Genomic DNA, 21,115 nt, shown 5'->3' with positions numbered 1-21,115 from the left:
TTAAATTTTAACGATCTCAATTTTATGGCTGACAGGTTTATTCAAACGATATACCAGATTGATGATCAGGTCAATCTCTTCCTGCCAGTGTGTACGCAGCTCCTTGTACATAGCCGTTTCATAATTCTCTTCGTGGTAACGCAGCATGCCATCTTTCTGCGCCTGCTGGCGGACACTATCCAATGCAGCGGCATCATCCTGCATACGCATATTCTTTTTATCAAAGAAATTGCCCTGTACCCAGTAATACCGGCGCAGGCGTGATTCCGTTTCCATCCGACGCATATTCAGCTGCATGATAGAAAGCGCCTGTTTGTACTGAGGCGTTTCCTGCTGTGTTGCCAGGTTAATGCCTTTTGCAAATGCATCGGCAGACCATTTACCAATCGGATGACCATCTATCAGCAGCTTGTAGTCTCCTGCCGGCAGTCCCGCAACAGACAACATTTCACGGTTAAAGTCTTCGGTAAAAGGGATCCAGTTCAGGGCGTCGGACTGCTTCTGGTCATTTCCCCATATACGGGATACGGTATCCATCGGGAAAGGTAAAGCAGCCGCCAGGTAATCAAAGCTGACTTTTCCTGCACTGGCACTCAGACCACTTACTTTACAGTTCTGCGCCTGCTTTAATTTTCCCCCTTCGATACGTACATCAGCCACCGGCTGGCCACTCAGACCCTGACTTTTCAGGAACAGGGAAGCCATCACCAGGTGACCGGCATTACCAGGATGGATCCTGTCCGGACCGATCATCGTAAATGTAGTGTCTTTTTCCTGGAGACGGGCGTTTAGAGCCGTCATCGGACGAAAGAGATCCACAAACGGCCATTTATTTTTTTTCGCAGCAGCTTCCTGGAAAGCCACCACTTCCTGCATCGCTTTAGACTTACCTTTAAAGTAGTTGCCTTTGATCTTCGCTGTTTCATCATAAGGAGGAGAAGACATCAGGATCTTTTGCAGATCAGGTAGTTGCAGCAGGCGTTGCTCTATCTGCTCATAACTGCGGCGGGAAGCCTCAATACGTTCACGTGCCGTCTTATCTGCATCATCGCTGTTAAACTCAAAATACCCCGTATCATTCATCCCGAATGTCAACACCAGCGTATTGGGCTTTTTGGCAAGGATATCATAGTCCAGCCTTCTGTATATATCAGATGCTTTATCACCACCAATGCCGCCATTCATAATGACCAGTTTTCTGTCGGGGAAATGCGTCATGTAATAGAGATAAACATAAGACACATAAGCGCCGGCTTCTGTGATACTGTTACCTACAAAGATCACGCGGTCATTCTGCTGGAAGGGTTTCACCTGGGCGGCAGCAGATAATGATGCCAGGCAAAGTGAAACGGAATAGAGTACTTTCTTCATACGGAGCGGATTAATGCTGAATATTTATATTTTTTAAACGAATAGTGCGGATACCAAAACGAGGTATCGCTAAACGGATGATTGTTTTACCTTCCTGTTGAGCTGCAGGAAGCGTTTCCAGCGACTGACCATCCAGTCGCTCCATGATGGCAGCAGCAGCAGTGCCGGTAACAGACAAGGTATGTTCCCTGTTATCACCAGCCGCATTATATACCCGGATCAGCAGGTCATCTCCATCCATCATCATCGCAGGTATCTGCCAACGCTGATCTGCCACAGAGAGCAGGGAAAATGCAGCTTCGCTGGCAGCAGGCAATAGTTTAAGCGGCTCACACCAGCGGGTAGCTTCCTCACTCACGCCACCTTTATCCCAGGCCCCGCTATGCGGAAGAATGGCATAGTGTATATCTGTCGGTCCTGTCACATTATAATTGCGGCCCCATAGTGCGGTACCGGTAAATTGCACCGTAAAGCCCAGGGGATAGTTTTCTCCGTGTACATAACTCGTCGTATGATCCGCAAACAGTGCCAGCCCGGTTTTACCATCTGTCACATCAGCCCAGTGTAACAATACATTATTCTTGATACTATCCCAGCTACTGAAAAAAGTATTTGTCAACCGGCTCTCTGTTACATCATACGGCGCATCTTTACTTAACTGCTGCTGTGCCAGATTGAGCGGAAGCAAGACCTGCAGTTTGAAACTGTCGTTATAAAATGCTTTGTGATAATCTTCCACCCGATAATGCTTCGCCGGGGGCGCACCAATACCCGGCTCACCCTGCCAGTCAATTTTCAGCTGCATATCTATGCGGCTTGCAGCATTCGCTAAAGTGATCAGCTGCGTAAACGGATGTCCGCCGATAGCGCCTTTGATCTCTACTACAGTACGTGCGGGATTGTCTTCTTTCAGCCTTACAGCTGCCGCCGTATCTGTGCTGGAACGCCAGGCCGATTGCTGATAAAAATAACCCCTCAGTTCATTAAAACTGCGTGAATGGTTACGATCTACCATTTCCCGGTTGTTCAGTTGTTTCGCGATCAGACTGGTAATAACCCCGCCTCTGGCCGGATCTATGATCATCCGGTACTGATCTGTTTCTATCTGGTAGCGGCCATCTGCTAATTGTCTGTTGCGTGTTGGACCAGCACCTGTCTTTGCACCTTCGCTGATATGATAAACATTGAATCCCATCGGCGCAACGCTCGCTTTAAATATCAGTGAACTATCCCGCTGTATATATGCCTTTACCGCCTTGCCCTTGTTATCAGTTACCTTTGCCGAAGCGCCCCTGTAAGCAGGCACCACGACCCACTCTTCTCTGGCAGTGGCAGTCGTGTTAAGCACTCGTAAAGCACGATCTGTCTCCGTTCCCTGCAGGAGAATACTATCACTCACACGCAGCGTATTGTCTGTCCAGTCCTGCACCTTATCTATCCAGGTATCGCCATTGCTGCCATTATAAGGCACGATCCAGCAGTCATGATGCTGAGAAAGTAACAAAGTCTTCCAGGCGCTGTCCAGGTCAGCTTTGGGCCAGGGAAGATGCTGTACCAGCGAACTGATAGCTGCATACTTTTCTGCGACAGCCAATTTATTTTCTGCCTGTCTCACCTGTTGTGCGATGCGTTGTAAAGCCTGTGCGCCCCATACCAGGCTCACTTGTACATCTTCCTGGTTGAATGCCCATACGGCAGCATGTTGCGTATCTGCTACGTGACCGATATAATGACGCCAGGTTTCGTATTTCGCCTGTTGTTTCAACCAGGGACCATTACGCCAGCCGGCATCCTGTAAACACATCCCTATTGGTTGCCGGATGCCGGCGGCAAGTGCTGATTGTATATACTCACTGCTGTTATTCCAGGCAGTCGTCTGCCAGGTAGAATTAGGCAGCAATGCTTCTACGCCATATCTCGGTACTGTAGGTATTATACTTCCGTCAGGACCCTGCCATTGCACCACTTCACCACCAAAGGCACGGGTATATCCACCCCAGCAGGTATTCGGATTTTTCAGCGCTGCATATTTAAAGCCAAAGGACAACAGCACCTGTGGCAATGCACTGGTAAAACAGGGCTCTTCACTGGAATAAGTACTGAAAACAGCGCCAGGAAAATGCTGTCTGACATGCTGCATCCCGTAACTGAACTGCCGGATCATACTCTCGCCTGAACCGGTGTACAGATAGCTCTGTCCGTAACCCGGATTGACATATTCGATCCTGCCAGCATCTGACTGATCGGCAAATAACTGCTGCAGCCTGGCATATGCTGCCGGCTCTTCCACCTTCGCCACATCCCAGGTTTCAGGTTCTATTTCCAGGTTGATCTTCCATTCAGGATGTGCCTGTAACTGCTCTACAATGTATTGGGTATATCCTGGCGGATAGTGTCCGTACTTTCCGCCATGATAACCATCGATAAAATAGTGCTGCTGGGCAATGGACTGCCCCACCCCAACGGTGCATAGCACCGCGAGGCAAAGAATAGTATGTTTCATCTTGTCGTTTAAAGTGCTAAATCCGGGTTTTTCTGAACTTCCGCTAATGGCAGCGGAAACGCAAGGTCTTTCAGTTCAAAGGCCCGTAGGTGATTCGGTGCTTTGTATCCTAACAGGTTGGTTATCGTACCGTTGACCACATCAAACGCTTTACGTGTGCGCAACATGTCATACCATGTCTGGAATTCAAAACAAAGCTCCCAGTATCTCTCTTTCAGAATATCGTCTGTTGTTAATATTGTTGGTTGCACTGCTGCCGGAAACGCGCGCTGACGTACCGCATAATAAGCCGCAATCGCTGCCGCATCTGTGGTACTGCCACCATCCAGCTGACTCTTTGCTTCTGCACACACCAACAACAGATCTGCATAACGTATCAGCGGAAAGTTAGCGCCTGAACGCCCCGTTTTTTCTGCATCCGCATCCCAGAACTTAAAAATATAAGGGTCTGAAAACGTGATCATTTCTGTTGGGTTATCATATCGCGGATAGCGGGTATAATAAAACGCCTGCTCCTGTTTACGCCCATCATTCGCCGCATAAGAATTATAGAAAGCAAGTGTCGGCGCCATAGCCCCACCATAGGCAGGCTGTATGGAAATCGGCTCAGTAGGATATGGCAGATACGCACTATGAATATTACTTTCCGCCATCGTCGGATGACGTTGTAACATAAAGATGTTTTCTCCCGTATTCATCTTCGCCGGATCACGGAGATCTTTATAAGTCTCAAACAGATTAAACTGTCTGCTGTTGATCACCTCCAGCGCCTTATCATATGCCTTTCCGTAATACGTGATCCCCCTTTGCATCGGGTAACCGGCCATTGTCAGGTATACTTTTGCCAGCAATGATTTCACCGCCCCCAGACTCACATGCCCGCTCTGATCTACCCAGGGCAAACCGCTGTTCTCGGCCTTTAGCAGGTCTTTCACAATCTGATCATACACCGCTTCCTTGGGTGAACGGCGGATCCTCACATCATTCGGATCTTTCGTTGTGGTCAGTTTCAGTGGTATATCCCCGAAGAGCTGTACTCCCTGGAAATAATACCAGGCGCGCATGAAATACGCCTGCCCCAGGTACCGTTGTTTAGTGGTCTCATCTATCAGCGTACTGACACTCACATTTTCTATCACACTATTACAGTTCTCAACCGGATAATAAGTCGCATTCCACCATGCCTGCAGCCTGGAATTAGCGGCATCCAGTCTGTCCAGCCGCAGGAACTGATCATCTTCAAAACCCGAAGGTCTTGGGCGTCGGCTGTAGCCGGTGATATACTCCAGAGAATACACCGGGCTAACAGCTACGCCTATATTCTCGGTATAGGGAAGCGACAGGCCCTCATAAGTGCCATTGACAGCCGCTTTGATCTGCTCTGCCGTTTTATAGTAGTCGTCAGGCCCCAGGGAACCAGATGGCTGTTCATCCAGAAAATTGACGCAGGACGTTAAGACCGTCAGCAAGGGCAGCAGAAAGCGCATTCGTTTCATATCTCAATTCCTTTATTCAAAATGTAACGTTTAGTGTGACGGCCAGCGTTTTGGCCTTCGGATACTGGTACAGATCCACACCCTGGTTAAAGTCTCCGTCAAAAGAAGAGGCTTCCGGGTCATACCCTTTGTATTTCGTGAAGAGAAAATAATTCTCCGCACTCACACCCAGTACTGCCGACCGCAGGCGACAGCGTTTCAGCCATACCGATGGCAAACGATAACCCAATGTGATATTACGCACCCGCAGGAACGATCCTTTCTCGATATTATAACTGTCGATCTCACTGTCAAAACCATCACCTGGTAAACGCAGGGCACCATTCATTGTGCCCTGATGTTCCGGTGTCCAGGCATCCAGCAGGCTACTGTAACTATTCGTAGCAGGCGCCGCATTTTCCATAATCAGCCGTGTCAGGTTCGCCAGACTATGCCCGTATATCACCTGCAGATCGAGGGCCAGGGAGAAATTCCGATAGTTGATGGTATTCACAATACTACCTTCGAAATCAGGCATCCCATTCCCCAATACTGTACGGTCTCCCGCGTCTTTCACCTTGTTATGATTCAGGTCTGCATATTTGAGATCGCCTGGTTTCTTCCCGTATACAGCCGCTTCTGCAGCTTCATTTGTACCCCAGGTACCCAGTCGCTGATAACCATAGAATTCATTTAAGGGCCTTCCCTCCATGATACGTCCTGCCCACGGATACATGATATCTCCGTTCAGGTCCAGCACCAGCGAGCGGTTCATGGAATAGATCAGTGAAGTATTCCAGGAGAAATTCTTCCTGCGGATGTTCTCCGTCGTCAATGACAACTCAAGTCCCCTGTTACGGATCGATCCTATATTATCAAACACTCCTTCATATCCGGAGGTAGACGGCAACAGTTTAAAATACAGCAGGTCTTTGGTGATCCTGTTATAGACATCTGCGGTAAACTGTACCCTTCTATCCAGCAAGGTGGCATCCACACCAAGATTCAGCTGATGCGCCCTCTCCCATTTGAGATCCCGGTTACCCAATCCGCCGAGTGTGGCAGAAGGCTCTACCTGTCCGCCAAAAGGCGTCTGACCACTATTAATCCTGCTCTGTGTCACATAATCGCCGATATCAGAATTACCCACTATACCATAGCTGACACGCAGTTTCAGACTGTTGATGCTACGCACGTCCTGCAGAAAAGGCTCCGACGATACACGCCAGGCGGCCGAAAAACTGGGGAAGTAACCATAGCGGTTATTAGCGCCAAAACGCGAGGATCCATCTGCCCGCAGGGATATGCCGAACAGGTAGCGGTTATCAAAGTCATAGTTGAACCGCATGTAAAACGAATTCATCGCATTCCGGCTTGAGCCGGACGTTGGCCGCTGTGGCACCAGACCTGTCTGCAGACTATTATACGAGAAGAAATCATCAAAAAATCCTTCACTGCCTGCCTGTGTATTCATACTGGCAAAGTAATACCAGCTGGCGCCGGCTACGCCTGTCAGGTGATGTTTCCCGAAATTGTCCTTCCAGGTAAAATAATCTTCCGAAGTCCAGGAGCCGGTCTGACCATGCCCCCGTGTAGCCACTCCCTGTTGTACATCGGAATAACCGATGATATCCCTGCCGGAGAAATATAAATTATAGCTGGCGCCTGTTTGTCCGCTGATACCTGCGGTAAACTGCAGCTTAGGACTCAGGTAAAAGGTAGCCAGCAGATTGCCCATGGTATAGGTACGTCCTGCTACTGATTGCACCTCATTCATCAGCCGCACCGGATTCTCAGAACTCTCTGCTCCCGGATAATCCGCTTTCCGGGAATAAGTGCCATCCGGGTATCTCACCGGGAAAAAAGGCAGAAATTCATAGATCTGGCGTACGGCATTCAGGCCGAACGTATTAATGTCAACGTTATTCTGCTTGAATGCACCGCTGTTCAGCACCGTCTGAATGTGCAGCCATTTCTTTACGTTCCAGCCGAGATTGATAAACCCATTCACCTGACGGGAATAACTGTTGATCAGAATTCCCTGTTGATCGTTATAAGAAAGTCCTGCCAGCGCAGAAATGTCTTCTTTACCTAAAGAAAACGACAGCGCATGTTCATGCGATACCGCCAGTCGACTGGCTTCTTTCTGCCAATCTGTATTGTACTTAGGCGTACCATCTGCATTGAACAGATCTTCTTTCCGGGAAAACTGCCTGTCAGGATCAAGATGCGGCGCAATACGGCCAGGCTGATATTCGTATTCACGCTTGAACATCTCCAGTGCTTCATTTGCATCCATCAGGTCTATCTCCCGGGCCAGTGTAGCAAAGCTGAGGGTATTACGGAAGGAGATGGCCGGTGTGTTTTTACCGCCCTTCCTTGTGGTGATGGCAATCACCCCGTTTGCCCCCCTGGCCCCATAGATCGCAGAAGCTGCCGCATCTTTGAGCACATCCACTGACTCAACAATGTTCGGATCGATGTTCATAGGGTCAGCGCCTACAATACCATCGACCACATACAGCGGACCGTTATAAGCATTGATAGAACCCGTACCCCTGATCTTCACGATAGGATTACCACCCGGTTTACCCGAATTCATCATTACACTGACACCTGCCACCTTACCGGCTAATCCCTGCATAACGTTTAAAGTCGTCGCCCTTTCATTCAGCTGCTCTCCTTTTACGGTGCCGATGGCCGTGGTCAGGTTCTCTTTACTGGCAGAACCATAACCGATCACCACTACTTCCCGGAGCGCAGATGAACCAGGCTGTAAGACAATGTCCTGCGGAGCAGACAGCGAAACAGCCGTTTCCTGGTCCTGAAAACCCAGCAGGGAAAAACGTAAAGTGTCTCCCAGGCCAGCTTCAATACGGAACGCGCCTTCTTCATCCGTGATCACCCTGCGTGCAGTACGTTTTACGGTAATACTGACGCCAGGCAATACATGCCCTTCCGCATCCGATACACGACCCGTGTGTAGCAGCCGTGGAGCGGCGCTGCTCACAGGCTTCCTTTCCTCAAGGATCAATATGTTACTACCCCGCAGCTCATATTGTAAAGGCGAAGGCAGGAGTCTGAGCACCTGCTCAACTGAAATATTTTTTTTGCTGATGGTGACCTTACCGCTCCGGGCGATTTCCGACGGATTGAATACAAACCGAAATGCGGTTGTGGCTTCGATCTGTTCAAATACTTTATCGAAAGACTGATTGACGACCTGTATGTCAACCATTGTACGTCTCAGATCTCTTTCTGTACCCGTTTGTGCAAAGACATTTCCAGCCATCATTAAAGCGCATAGGAATAACAGGCAGGCCATTTTGATGGCGCGCCAATGCAGACACTGCGCAATTCTCCTTTCATAACTTCCCATTATCACTTCATCCGAACAGTTGGATCCGGTCAATGATGTGGCTGCGCATCATACACCAGGTATTCCTCACTACCTGGTTCCTGCCGGTAGTTGAAACCATATATATCGCATAACATGCGTAGAATGTCCTTTATAGGCTCATCCTTGCCGAATCTGGCAGAAAGCAGGGCGGAAGCTGTTTTTTGTCCGTCGAAGCGGATATGCACCTTATAACGGCGTTCCAGCGTACGGGCAATGCTTTCAAAACTGGCGTTTTTAAATACCAGCAGCCCCTCCCTCCAGGCGCCAAAATCAGCCGCACTGATATCGTATCTGTTTATCCTGTCAGCCGTTGCCTTATACACCGCCTGTTGATTGGCAGCAATGGCGACGTCTCTATTTTTCTCCGTCCTGACCGCCACCTTACCGCTACTCACGGTTACAGTGATCGAATCAGCCGGCGCATAAGCGTCAATATTAAAACTGGTACCCAGTACCTGTACATCGAGTTGTCCGGTATGTACCAGGAAACCCTCTTCCTGCCGGGGCGCGATTTCAAAGTACCCTTCCCCTTCCAGCCAGATCTCACGGCCATTCTGCTGTGCATAGCGTATTTTACTATCTGCATTCAGCCAGATGATACTGCTGTCTGGCAATGTGATCTTCCTGATACTTCCCTTTTCAGCCCTTGCTGTGATCATGCTACCCCCAACTCCCTGCACCGTCGTACGGTTAAGGGCATAATACACGCCGCCTGCTGCAAGCAGTACCGCCACACTGGCGGCAGCCCACCAGTAACGGGCACGGGACCTGAGTACGCGCAACGGCGCCTCTGCCTGACTGATTTCCCGATGAATACGGGAAAAGAGCAGTTGCTCCAGTGCCACCTGCTGATCTGCGTTTAATTGCTCCGTGACGCCCTTATGCGACGCGAAAGACCCATACCATGCATCCACCTCACTGATCTCCTCCGCAGAGGCCGTACCATCGAGATATTTATCCAATAATTCTTTTAACCTGGTATTGCTTATGTCCATAGTTTCTAAACATTAGACACCTGAAAAGCGTCCTACCGCCACTGTATTTAAAATTTGCTGAAAATTTCCCATCCAAGCAGTACTAACAGCATCAGCCAGAACAGTGTAAAGTTATATTCTTTCAGGCGTGAACGCAGTATTTTCAATGCTTTCACCATGTGTTTCTCCACAGTGTTCACTGATATGCCGAGCCTTTGTGCAATATGCTGATACGACAGGTGCTCCTTCCGGCTCAGGAAAAAGACCTCCCGGCATTTTTCCGGCATGCCCGCACAGGAAGCATCGATCTGCTCCTGTAACTCCTTCAGTTGCAGACTGGTGGCGGCATCAGCCTGATACAGGCCATTGTCTGCCAGCATATGCTGCTGATAAGTGTTACGCACAACTTCAGCCCGTACTGCGTTCAGTACTTTATTTTTTAATGAAATATGCAGATAATTGCGGAGAGAGGTCCGGAGTTCAATCGTCTCCCTTTTCAGATAGAGGTTCACAAGCAGGCTTTGAACCAGTTCCATAGCAGTTTCCTGTACTTTTACGCGGCGATAGGCCGCATCCAGCAACTCCTGCCAGAAACGTCTGAAAATTTCTTCGAATGCTTTGTCGTCCCCCTTCTTCACGAGCAGGAACACTTCTTCATCGGTAAACGTGGAATAATCTTGTCGCATCGCCTGAGTTCAAACTACCAGCTAATATAATCGTTTTAGCACAAGTATCTAAATCTCCGCGGAAATTAGCGATGCGGACATCTTCAACGCCTGCTGATGGAATAAGGTTTGTCGGCTGCTTCCAGTCCACGGCCCTTCGCCGGCTCCTTTCCCATTTCCAGTACCAGCACTCCGCCATTGGTAATATCTGTGTGCCGGATCCAGTTATGTGGATACGGACGGCCATTGAGGGTGGCAGACTGTATATACACATTCTCCGGACTATTATGACGCGCCTCTACGACAAACTGTTTCCCGTTTTCCAGGGTGAGTGTGACCTTCGGGAACAGCGGACTGCCAATTACATACTCATCCGTACCCGGACACACACTATAGAAACCAAGAGCGCTCATGACGTACCATGAAGACATCTGCCCCTGGTCCTCATCACCGGGGTAACCGTCCGGACCGGCATTATACAGCCGTTTCATGACGTCTCTTGCATGTGCTTGTGCCTTCCACGGCTGACCGGCATAATTATACAGGTAGATCATATGCTGTACCGGCTGATTGCCATGCGCATATTGTCCCATATCCGCATTGACCATCTCCGTCATTTCATGGATCATCTGACCATAATAGCCGACATCCACCTTATTCCCGGCAGTGAAAACGGAATCCAGTTTCGCAACAAAACGGGCTTCCCCTCCCATCAGGTCTATCAGGCCCTGCACATCATGAAATACTGACCATTGCCAATGCCAGGCATTACCTTCTGTATATGGACCGCCCCATTTCACCGGATTAAAATGCTCCACCCAGCTGCCATCCAGCTTACGCCCCCGCATAAAACCGGTGGCACTGTCATACTGATTTTTATAATTGTAAAGGCTACGCCCGAATACATACTGATAGAATTGATTCCCTGTCAGCTTTGCCAGCTGATACGCACAGAAATCATCATAGGCATATTCCAGGGTCTGGGAAGTACTGCCATGCGATTCCGGAAAGCTGACATAACCCAGCTGATAATACTCCTTCCAGCCCGCACGGCCATTAGCGCCACCCCATGGGCCTTTATTCATGGCTTCATGGAAATAGGCGTCCAGTGCCTGCTTCGGATCAAATGTCCGGATCCCTTTCACCCAGGCATCCGTCAATAGGGAAATAGCATGATTACCCAACATACCGCCCGTCTCTCCGGGGAAAGACCAGGCGGGGAACCAGCCGCATTGTTGCTGTGCATCAAGTAATGCCTGCATATAACGGCCTTCCATCGTGGGATGCAAAATCGTATTCAGCGGAAACTGGGCACGGAAAGTATCCCAGAAACCATTATCTGTATACATATAACCACTGTGTACCTTACCATCGTAAGGACTGAAATAGTGAGCTGCGTCCTGTGCATCATATTCGAAGAACTGGTGTGAAAACAGGTTGGCGCGGAACAGACAGGAATAGAAAGTGGCTTTATCTTCTTCGGAACCGCCTTCCACCAGTACCCGGTTGAAAAGCGTATTCCAGGTTTTATTAGCAGCCGCCCTTGTCTGCTCCAGCTCCTTAAATCCAGCCAGTTCCTTTTGCCAGGTCAGCTCCGCCTGTTCGGCACTGATATACGAAGAAGCGACCCTCGCCTGTACCTTTGCGCCATTACGGAAGCGGATAAATGCGCCTATCCCTTTCCCCTCTCCAGAGAGAGCATCCGTAAAGATCTGTCCTTCTACATTTTCCCAGGTACCCGCCGCTTCGAATGGCTGATCAAAAACGATCACAAAATAGTTCCTGAAGTGCTGCGGAATAAACCGTCCGTTCGTAACATAGCCGGTGATCTTTCTTTCCACCGGATAGATCTTTACACCACTCAGCGCATTATAACCGTCCAGCACAACATAGGCCGGCGTTTTTGCCGGGAAAGTGAAACGCAGATGTGCCCCTCTCTCTGTAGGTGTCACTTCTGCAGTTGTTTTATTATGAAAAGTTACTTTATAGTAATCCGGTCTGGCCGTTTCATCTTTATGACTGAATGCGGCCGCGCGTTGTTCCTCGTTCACCTTCAAGGTTCCTACCACCGGCATCAGACTGAATACTGCATAATCTCCTACCCATGGGCTACACTGATGCACCTGTTGAAAGCCGCGGATCGTCGTAGCCTTATACTGGTATTTCCAGCCATCGCCGTTATTGCCGGTCTGTGGGGACCAGGCGTGCATCCCGAAGGGCAGCCCTGTTGTCGGATAAGTATTCCCATGACTGAGGGCATATTCAGAATTTGTCCCCTGTAAAGTATTCGCATAAGCCACCAGATCCTTTTGTTGTGCAGACGCCATTATCCCGGCTCCGCATAACAAAGTTGTGATAATTTCCCTAAGCATAGAATGTAATAATGTTTTATCGTCTTTGAGACACCTGTCTATAATAGACACCTGAAATGACGGTTACCGCCAGTGGAATTTAAGAGAGCGCCTTAGCTACCTGTCAGCCACTATCATCAGTTTACAAACCAATTTTTGAATAAGGCACCCTGATGCCTTTCAATCTGTAATAATACGGATCCAGCCATGCGCCTTCGCAACCATCCAGTCCGCAGGCAGAGAAGTTGACACTATACGTCAGCAACAGCTCATTTCTGCCGTTGCTAAACTCCGGATGGATGACAGGCGTATAGTAACGGGTGTATTGTTCCTTAAAATACTCCAGTATGGTATATACCTTAATCTGTGCGGTAAATGGTCCTGTAGGAGAAGTAGACGTAGCAATATACACGCTTCTGTCAGGATCGCAATTGAATCCCTGATCCATTGTCATGAGGATATACTTACCATTCAGATAGGCCACACTGTTACTACCTCTGGCGTCGGCAATCTTGGAAGCGGCGCCTGCTGCGGGACTGGAAGTCCATGCTGATCCACTCCAATATTGCCATTGCAGCGGATTACTTTCAGGGAACCTGGCGACATGTATATAACTGGCATAACCGAAACTCGTTGCCTCGCTACCGAAAGCATATACATAGCCATCCCCTGGTTTTACCAGGCCGGTAGAATAATTGATAGCGGTATAATTGCTAAATCCATTCGGCATCAGACGTTCGGCAGTCCACTGCGTAGTAGCACTCTGCGTCAGGCGGTACAGGGATTGATTGGTCGCATTCAGACCATTCCCTTCACCGCATTGCATATAGACTTTGTCACCAATCTCTACACCCGGACCAGGCCAGCTCCAGTTAGTACCCGGCTGTATATTACAGATCTGTTTGGGTTTACCGGAAGTGCTGTTGGGAATAGTCATATTAGGTGCGTTGTTCGGGTTCCAGTCTGTTTTCGACGGCTGTATAAATATGGAGTTATTATAACTGAAGAAATTACCACAGTTGAACATACCATTTGACTGTACCTGCGATCCATCCCAGGCATCCTGTGTTACCCAGAGCACTTTTCCGTTGTTAGCACCCCATGTCAGCGGAATCGTATTGCCCTGATCAAAGGCTGCGGATCCCAGACTGGCGCTGTTACGGTTAAAGAAGCGCACCACCTGGTCGTCGCGATAGGTATCTGGCGCAATCTCCGTAATTGTCCAGTACTGTCTGTTATCACTCGCAGTAGTCTCCTGTATGACCTGTGCACCATTACTGGTAGACCCACCAGCTACAGACAATGACAAGCCATTACCTTTATTGACAATGCGGTATTGTCCGCTGCCAACATCTGTAAGGTTCCATAATTGCTGATCAGCCGCCAGGGGAAATGCAGCATATTGCTGCAAGACCGTACCAGACGTGCCGGTACCAGCAGGAACATCCACCAGTTTACCACTGTGTAGGTTACGGATGTGATAATATCTCGTACCATTAACTGTTGTCTGATAAATCAGGTGCCATTTCTGCCACCTGTTTGTCTCTGTACCAGAAAGGGAAGTCTCCCATTGCTGCAGCAATGCGTTGTCTTTGAATTTCGCGTTTTGCACAGGATTTCCTGCTACTTCAAGGAATTTGCTGCTCTTGACATTTTTGATGCTGACAGTGATGTAATCAGCCGTAATAGCCTGACTTAGACCTACTGTATTATCAGCGTTCTTTGGTTTTTCGGCAGGCGTCAGCAAACTTTGTTTGCAGGCCATGAATGTCAGCAGACTCATTACCAGCAATGCTGGACTCTTTTTCATAAAGTGGATTTTAAAGGTTAAGTATGAGGTTGATAACAAGTGTATAGGCGCTCTCCACTTTATTAGACACCTGTGGCGATGACATCCGCCATTGTTTGTTTCCCTTTTTCAAAAAATAGTTTGTGTGGCCAGATGACAACATAATAAACCTAAGACGTGATGTATTTCAGGCGATGGCAGCCCCAACAGACCGGCTATCCTGTTATTAGTGGCTTCGCAGTCCCTGACAGCAGGCGCAATAGTGGCTAACTTCTAATGTTAGACGCTGTGACATCTGATTCTGGCGCCAGATATACTACCCAATATGCTGGAGCAAAAAAGTGGTGTGATCATTCATATATCCACTACCAGTAGCCAATTCCCCATCTGGGAGTCCACCATGGCTTATAGTACTGCAAAATCAGCATTGAACACCTACAGTAAGGCATTGGCTACAGAGGTAGCCAGTAAAGGCATAAGAGTAGTAACCGTATCTCCCGGTTTAACTAAAACGGAGGCTATGGTTGCCTTTTTGGGGGGTTATGCAAAACAGGCAAACATCACCGTAGAGGAAATGACTCAAAAGCTTTTCGAAAGAGTTGGCAGTGTACCGCTGGGAAGAATGGCCAATCCGGAAGAAACGGCTGAACTGGTTTACTTCCTTGTTTCACCTGCCGCCTCCTATATCACCGGCGCAAATCTTGTTATCGATGGAGGAAATTTCCCGGTAGTTAACTAAATACCTAAACGGTTCCTGTTCGGGAATCTATCACTACAGGCACAAAAAATGTGAAGGCCGGCCGGAGATATTACATATTATCTCCGGCCCCACAACATCCGACCCTGTAGCAAGTCCAAAAATTAAGACTGTTTGAAGGACGACAAAATTGTTACCTTTAATTTGCCCAAGGCAGCTTTCAGAAGCTGCTAATAACGAAAAAATGCCAACCTACGGGACATTAAAAGAGGCTAAAACAATTTAATTTTATAGAGTCGAAGCTATGACAGAATTATATCGGGCACTAAAAGGGATGAATGCTGAAAGTCTTACTGACGAGGATAAAGAAGAATTACTAAGGTTCTTTATGGTTACGAAAAACCATGTAATCAGAAATCAAATACCCCTCATTTTCTCCGACATTAAATATAATAAGGCAATCCCCTTTATAATTAAAAAAATCAATGACCAAAATTTGTCCCATGACAACGGGTCTTTGGTATACGCTTTGGAGAACCTGGAGGTAAAGAACTATTTCATTGAATTTGTAAAGATGGTTTGCGAAATGGAGTATGAGCCAAGATATCAGGCATACGAAATACTCCGGAAACTTGCACCTGCAATTTCATCGGAAATTAGAGAAAACGCTTTGGCGTTATTGGAAGAGCGTCGGATACTTTTGGAAATAACGGCCACAGACAAAGGGCCAGACAGTTCTTTAGACTTTGTTGAGCATTCTATTGAATTGATAAAAGGAGAAAAGAACTACACGGAAGAGTTATAGTTGGGATTTTATTGGTCATTTGATTCTCAATCCCAACGTTCACATATTTCTCGCTTTATCATTTCAACGCTTTAGAAATTCTGTAATATCGCCTATATAACGCGTCTTTTCCTCCCTCCATCACATTGCATACAGCCAGTCTTATATCTCTATTCTGTAAAGCATCATTTCCGTCAACGACTATTTGGCCGGAGTTGAAATTCATATGAAGAATGCTATCTGAGTTTGCATTTACCGCAATATTCGGATTGTGCGTTACAAGCAATAGTTGCCTCTTTTGTTTCAATGCTTTGAATCCTGGCACAACAAAAGAAGAAATAAGTCGTGTATCTAAATCATCCTCCGGTTGATCAATAATTAGAGGAATATTGTTGAGCGCTAAAAGTAATCCCAACATTCCGGCAGTTCTCTCTCCCGCTGATCCTGTTTGAATATCCTCCTCTCGTCCCTGCTTCTTAAATTTCAACACAAGTTTATCTTCAGGAACCCATACTAGTAGACGATCAATGTCCTCGGGAGTATTTTGATTAAGCCATGAAATGTGCCTCGCCAATCTTACGTCAAGCCCTTTAGCATCGCTTTCGTTAGCTGATACAAAATTCTCAATTACTTCAACCCTTTTATCCCAACGCGTATCCTCTGCTTCATTAAGTATTGTTCCAATTAATCCAGATGCAGCACCCGTCTCTTCATTGTATGAGTAAATGTATGTAGCAAACTCAGAGCCCTCCTTCCTCAGTAATTTACGGAATGTGATATTCGCGTTCCCCCCGTCACACATCGGCTTCAATTCAATTATAAGAAAAGGATTTTCTGCGTTGTCATATTCCTTCCATCTATCAATTATTGCTTTCCGGTTTAGTCTCAATTCCCTTTCCTTATCAATTATTGAGATATAAAGACTCCGCACTTCAGATTTCAATGTCTCAAGCTGCTGCTTCTGTGTGTCCAACATGGCAAGTTTGTTTATCAAAGAATTTCTCCTCTGAATCAAGGCTTCATAAGATTCATTTCCAAGTTCCTGAATTTTATCCAAAATTGCCTCGTAGGCGCTTTTCGCTATTACAAACTCTTTAAACCATGGTAATGCACTAAACTGATTTTGTAAATCCGATTTATATGGTTCTAATAGCACTTTAGCTTCAGAAATTTTTTGACTTGCTCCAGACAACGCAGATTGTAGATGCTGAATGATTTGAGTTGATTCAACCGCGAGTGTCTCCGACAAACTATCCGGCATCTGAATATTTGGCACCTTAGCACTTAAACTGTCCAATTCCAGAATAAATTGGCTAATATGTACAGCGGTTGTTTCGAAAAACCCGTTAGTCGCTAATAACTTATTAAAAGTACCTAAAGTCTCCTTATATTCAGAACTTTCATAGATATTTATTTTATTATTGGTCAATTCAAGCTGCGTTTCTAAATTTTGTTTATCCGAAATAGCGATCCGCAACTGCCTCTCTTGTGCTCTTCCTGCAAGCCATTTGCCGTTTAAACGCTCTCTCTCCTCGAGCCATTTCTGTTTATCGAATTGGGAATCGATAAGCTCTATCAGTTTAGAGGGATCTCCAGTTAGTGCATACAGCTCCTTTTGGCTAAATATCTGAATTGGGAATAATTCATTAATATTAGAAATAAGAGTTGCACTACTCCAATTTTTGGAATCTTCATTCCATGTTTGTAGCGAATGACCTTTTTGATTCCATGTAATCAAATGTAACTTACCGTCCTTAAATATCTCAACTTTAATAACTGTCGCATCTCTCAACATCCCCGTTAAATCCTTCTTGCCAATCTGATTAAACTTATCAAACTCAGATTGTATATCCTTAGGCATGTCAACAATTCTGTTGAGTGCAATTCGGAGGTAATTCAATATAGTTGATTTTCCGGATCCCCGACCACCGATAATAGAAGAAAGCCAGGGGCTTAACTTTGCATCTAAGGGTCTACCATTCCCAGCTTTAAAGCCATTTGAAACTGAAATCGACTTTATAAAGTATCTATTATTGATAAGGTTCGGGTCAGAAATACAGTCATCCTTGCGAACTATTGCATCTTCGCAGTCATGCAAAGCTAATCTTAGGGCATCTAAAGACGGCTGTCCCATTTTCACCCATGTAAAATTACTCCCAACCTGCGCTGCAATATGGCTATCCGAGCCAAGTACCTCCGCCAATGATAACTTCGATTGTTTATACAGTTCAGGTTTCTCTACTGCACTATTGACAACCTCGATGGCAAGTAGTTCTTCGGCTTTCAGGGCTTGTAACAATGTATGGCCCGTAAGTCCGAAAAGTCCGCAGGCCTTATCCACATGCGCAGGAATCGCGATTCCGCCCTTTTTATGAATTTCATCAATTACTTCTTCCACACTCTTTGAGCTTGTCGCTTCCGAAGTACCAAATTTCTGGCTCGGGAAATTGATTGCTCCTAATAAAGCATGGATCTCCTTCGTTTCAGCCGATAGATCAAACAAAGCAAGAACATGTATGTTATTAGATGCCGTTATTTCAACACCTGGAAACAAGAATATCTTTCGGTAACCGGCAGGCTTCGCTTGATCTAGTACCTGAAGCGCCACCTTCAATTTGTCAATCCACTCACCCGAATTGTGATCAGTAATAGCAATACAGTCAATGCCAGCTCGCATATACATCAACAACCAATTCTCGGGTGTAATCCCTTTATGTTGTTCATCTCCTTTACCAAAATCATCTGAAGCAGGTGTGTGATTATGAAAATCAAATTTCCACCAGCGAGCGCCATGAATATTATTTATCATCGTTATTTTATTTACTTTAACAAAACATAATCATATGGAATCAGACACATTGAGAGCGCGGTTAGGGTGTAAAATTGAAATGTAGCGTAATTGACTACTCCTAAGCATCAACAGCCTAGGAATTTATTTATTATCCAAATCATCAACCTCAGCTATCACATTTACTCGGATTCATATCTTTAAACTACGTTCAAAAATATCACCTTGAGTCGAAAGCCATTGACTAATCAATCAGTTCCTGCGATTCATCATTCGCCGTTCAACAAGACGCATCTGAAATATAAGCAGTAATAAATCAATTTATTCGATTAATGGAGCGACCAATAGGTGATAGACATAAGCTATTTTGTATCAAAACTGTCCGATGCGAATTGCTTAATCATTTCAGCTTATGTATCCAGCCGGAGATGCTGTACACTTAATCATATTGAGGCAAATCAGCAAAAGCTAATCTTCTTATCATTCACATACACATTATTCTAAATTATTTCTTCTTTCCCTTGAACGGATCAATACTAAAAATCAAATAAAACATACCTAATATGAACTATCACATAACATTGTATCTAAATGATCATTTAATCGACAATCAACTAATGGTCATTTACAAAAAATTGCAGCAAATCGAAACGTCACATTCAGCAACTGAAAGTTAAACATAATTCTTCTTTACCTATTTAATGAGAGTTTACCAGTTATTTCTATCGCCTCTTAAACTGGTATAAAATTTTGACCAGTTATCACATGATCGCAAATATCCACTGAAAGCCAGAACTGTGAAAAACATTATCGAACTTCTATACTAAGGTTATCAACATCAAAATCCCCAATAAGCGCCAACTCAATTTTGAAGTCACAGCATTGTTGTCAAAATCCAATATCACAAACAAGAGCTTACTGTAGGAAAAATAGATACACTTGCTTTCTCCAAAACATAACAGGAGACCATCGAACGACGCTATTTAACTAACTTTTTTAGCCCATCCAGACCAATGTTTATCCCAAGATAAGGTGCATAATTAGCCACCACATCGGTTCTAAATCGCTGCACGTTTAATCCTAAAACTGCATCGAGGTTACCAACCAATTCCTGCTGAAGATAGATCCTTGTTAAGTAAAACAGATCAAGTTTATCAGCATTTCGGAAAAAAGAACCTGGAAGTATTTTGCCCGATTGAACCTTCTTTTCATGAAGAGAAATACCGCCCACAAACTGCACAAAAATCTTTGAACCACTCCATGGTTTAACAAGAAATATAGAACCAACTCCAAAATTATGGCTCACCCAACTATAGTTGCTCCTAAATTTCACAGATGTAGCGCTACCGAAATCATTGATAACTGAATAAGCTTGGTTTACATCTTCAGCACTCATTGCCATTGTATCGGTCTGTATGTTTCTTCTTGTCACGTCAGTTGTCCACTTGTTCAATTGCAATTCATAATGAAGATGTGGTAGCATTTCCAATTTATCACTTAATTTAAATTTTAAAAATGGCTGAAAATAAAAACTCCACATAACATATTTAGTGACATAATCAGATTCATTAAACTGACGCAAATACTTTGTACCCTCAGCTATTGGATCAAGAGGCTTTATAAGAACATTAGACATTTGTCTACCAGTTGTTTGTATGGAATCATTAGAAAAATTTATCTTCATAATTCCAGCGTTTAAACCGAGCCTCCCGTAAAGATCTGGAACAAATGCACTAATATGCCCCAAATAACTTATGCTATTAGACGCATCAAAATCAAAGTTTGCCGCATTCAGGAACATATATTCCTTTTTCATACTAGTATCCTTGCCCTGGCTACTTGTAATCGGTAAGTTCGCCTGCATTAAAACAATATGTGACGGGTCTCCTGCTGAGCTGCCATTCAACTGTATACTGAAGTATTCTATATTATTAACAATAGTAGTACTCTGCATCCGTATAGGCACTCGAATTTCCATTGTATCGTGCTTATCCCTAAAGTTAAAACCAGGAATATTTAATCCTGCCACCATTGAAATAGTCGGACTAATAGCGCCTGCACCTGGACTTAGATTTACAATCTGAAAAGCGATATTTACGGGACCACCAGCAGCGGGGGATGAAAGCCAATACTCTACCTTTACCACTATACACTGGATGGTATCAGTAGGCCCTCCAGCTCTGGATACAGGAAATTTGGTCGTACTAATACCAGGTACAAGAGCTATATTCTGAGCGCTGCCGAGCCTTGGAATGCATGTCAAAAAAGAAACGAAGAGGAAAAAGCAAAGCTTGGTGTGATGTAGTTTCATAGCGGTG

General features: G+C 45.8%; 12 protein-coding genes. 2 read left to right on the top strand and 10 right to left on the bottom strand.

Annotation, left to right across the window (positions count from 1 at the left end):
• From L3C95_RS09740 to L3C95_RS09705, 8 genes are all read right to left on the bottom strand, one after another.
• The gene (locus L3C95_RS09740) at window positions 1–1,371 is read right to left on the bottom strand and encodes an SGNH/GDSL hydrolase family protein (RefSeq protein ID WP_236387189.1); all 1,371 of its coding nucleotides are present in this window, start codon (window positions 1,369–1,371) and stop codon (window positions 1–3) included.
• A gap of 10 nt (window positions 1,372–1,381) precedes the next feature.
• On the bottom strand, window positions 1,382–3,874 hold the full coding sequence (locus L3C95_RS09735) for a glycoside hydrolase family 38 C-terminal domain-containing protein (protein ID WP_236387187.1): 2,493 nt from the start codon (window positions 3,872–3,874) through the stop codon (window positions 1,382–1,384).
• Between the two features lie 8 nt (window positions 3,875–3,882).
• Window positions 3,883–5,370, bottom strand: coding sequence for a RagB/SusD family nutrient uptake outer membrane protein (locus tag L3C95_RS09730; protein ID WP_236387186.1), 1,488 nt, complete (start codon window positions 5,368–5,370; stop codon window positions 3,883–3,885).
• 16 nt (window positions 5,371–5,386) lie between these two features.
• A complete protein-coding gene (locus L3C95_RS09725; protein ID WP_236387184.1) occupies window positions 5,387–8,644 on the bottom strand; it encodes a TonB-dependent receptor in 3,258 nt (1,085 codons plus the stop codon).
• A gap of 113 nt (window positions 8,645–8,757) precedes the next feature.
• Window positions 8,758–9,744, bottom strand: coding sequence for a FecR family protein (locus L3C95_RS09720; RefSeq protein ID WP_236387182.1), 987 nt, complete (start codon window positions 9,742–9,744; stop codon window positions 8,758–8,760).
• A 47-nt stretch (window positions 9,745–9,791) separates the two neighbouring features.
• Complete coding sequence (locus L3C95_RS09715; protein WP_089833785.1) at window positions 9,792–10,409, bottom strand: RNA polymerase sigma-70 factor; 618 nt, start codon at window positions 10,407–10,409, stop codon at window positions 9,792–9,794.
• Between the two features lie 83 nt (window positions 10,410–10,492).
• Window positions 10,493–12,760: a GH92 family glycosyl hydrolase gene (locus tag L3C95_RS09710; protein WP_236387180.1), complete on the bottom strand. Its 2,268-nt coding sequence runs from the start codon at window positions 12,758–12,760 to the stop codon at window positions 10,493–10,495.
• Between the two features lie 121 nt (window positions 12,761–12,881).
• A complete protein-coding gene (locus tag L3C95_RS09705; RefSeq protein ID WP_236387178.1) occupies window positions 12,882–14,549 on the bottom strand; it encodes an RICIN domain-containing protein in 1,668 nt (555 codons plus the stop codon).
• A gap of 274 nt (window positions 14,550–14,823) precedes the next feature.
• Here L3C95_RS09705 and L3C95_RS09700 point away from each other — a divergent pair, with 274 nt between their 5' ends.
• Together L3C95_RS09700 and L3C95_RS09695 are read left to right on the top strand one after the other, a co-directional pair.
• Complete coding sequence (locus L3C95_RS09700) at window positions 14,824–15,267, top strand: SDR family oxidoreductase (RefSeq protein WP_410682954.1); 444 nt, start codon at window positions 14,824–14,826, stop codon at window positions 15,265–15,267.
• 262 nt (window positions 15,268–15,529) lie between these two features.
• Window positions 15,530–16,030, top strand: a complete 501-nt coding sequence (locus tag L3C95_RS09695) for a hypothetical protein (RefSeq protein ID WP_236387174.1) — start codon at window positions 15,530–15,532, stop codon at window positions 16,028–16,030.
• 58 nt (window positions 16,031–16,088) lie between these two features.
• Here the strand turns inward: L3C95_RS09695 and L3C95_RS09690 are convergent, their stop codons facing one another.
• Entirely contained in the window at window positions 16,089–18,818 is a 2,730-nt protein-coding gene (locus L3C95_RS09690) for a TrlF family AAA-like ATPase (protein ID WP_236387172.1), read from the bottom strand.
• A 958-nt stretch (window positions 18,819–19,776) separates the two neighbouring features.
• The gene (locus L3C95_RS09685; RefSeq protein ID WP_236387170.1) at window positions 19,777–21,108 is read right to left on the bottom strand and encodes a hypothetical protein; all 1,332 of its coding nucleotides are present in this window, start codon (window positions 21,106–21,108) and stop codon (window positions 19,777–19,779) included.
• Window positions 21,109–21,115: the final 7 nt, after the last annotated feature.

It is taken from the genome of Chitinophaga filiformis (assembly GCF_021646545.1).
In the GTDB taxonomy this organism is placed as follows: Bacteria; Bacteroidota; Bacteroidia; order Chitinophagales; family Chitinophagaceae; genus Chitinophaga; species Chitinophaga filiformis_A.
Note: the sequence above shows the minus strand (reverse complement) of the source record. Positions and strands in the feature narration are given on the sequence as shown.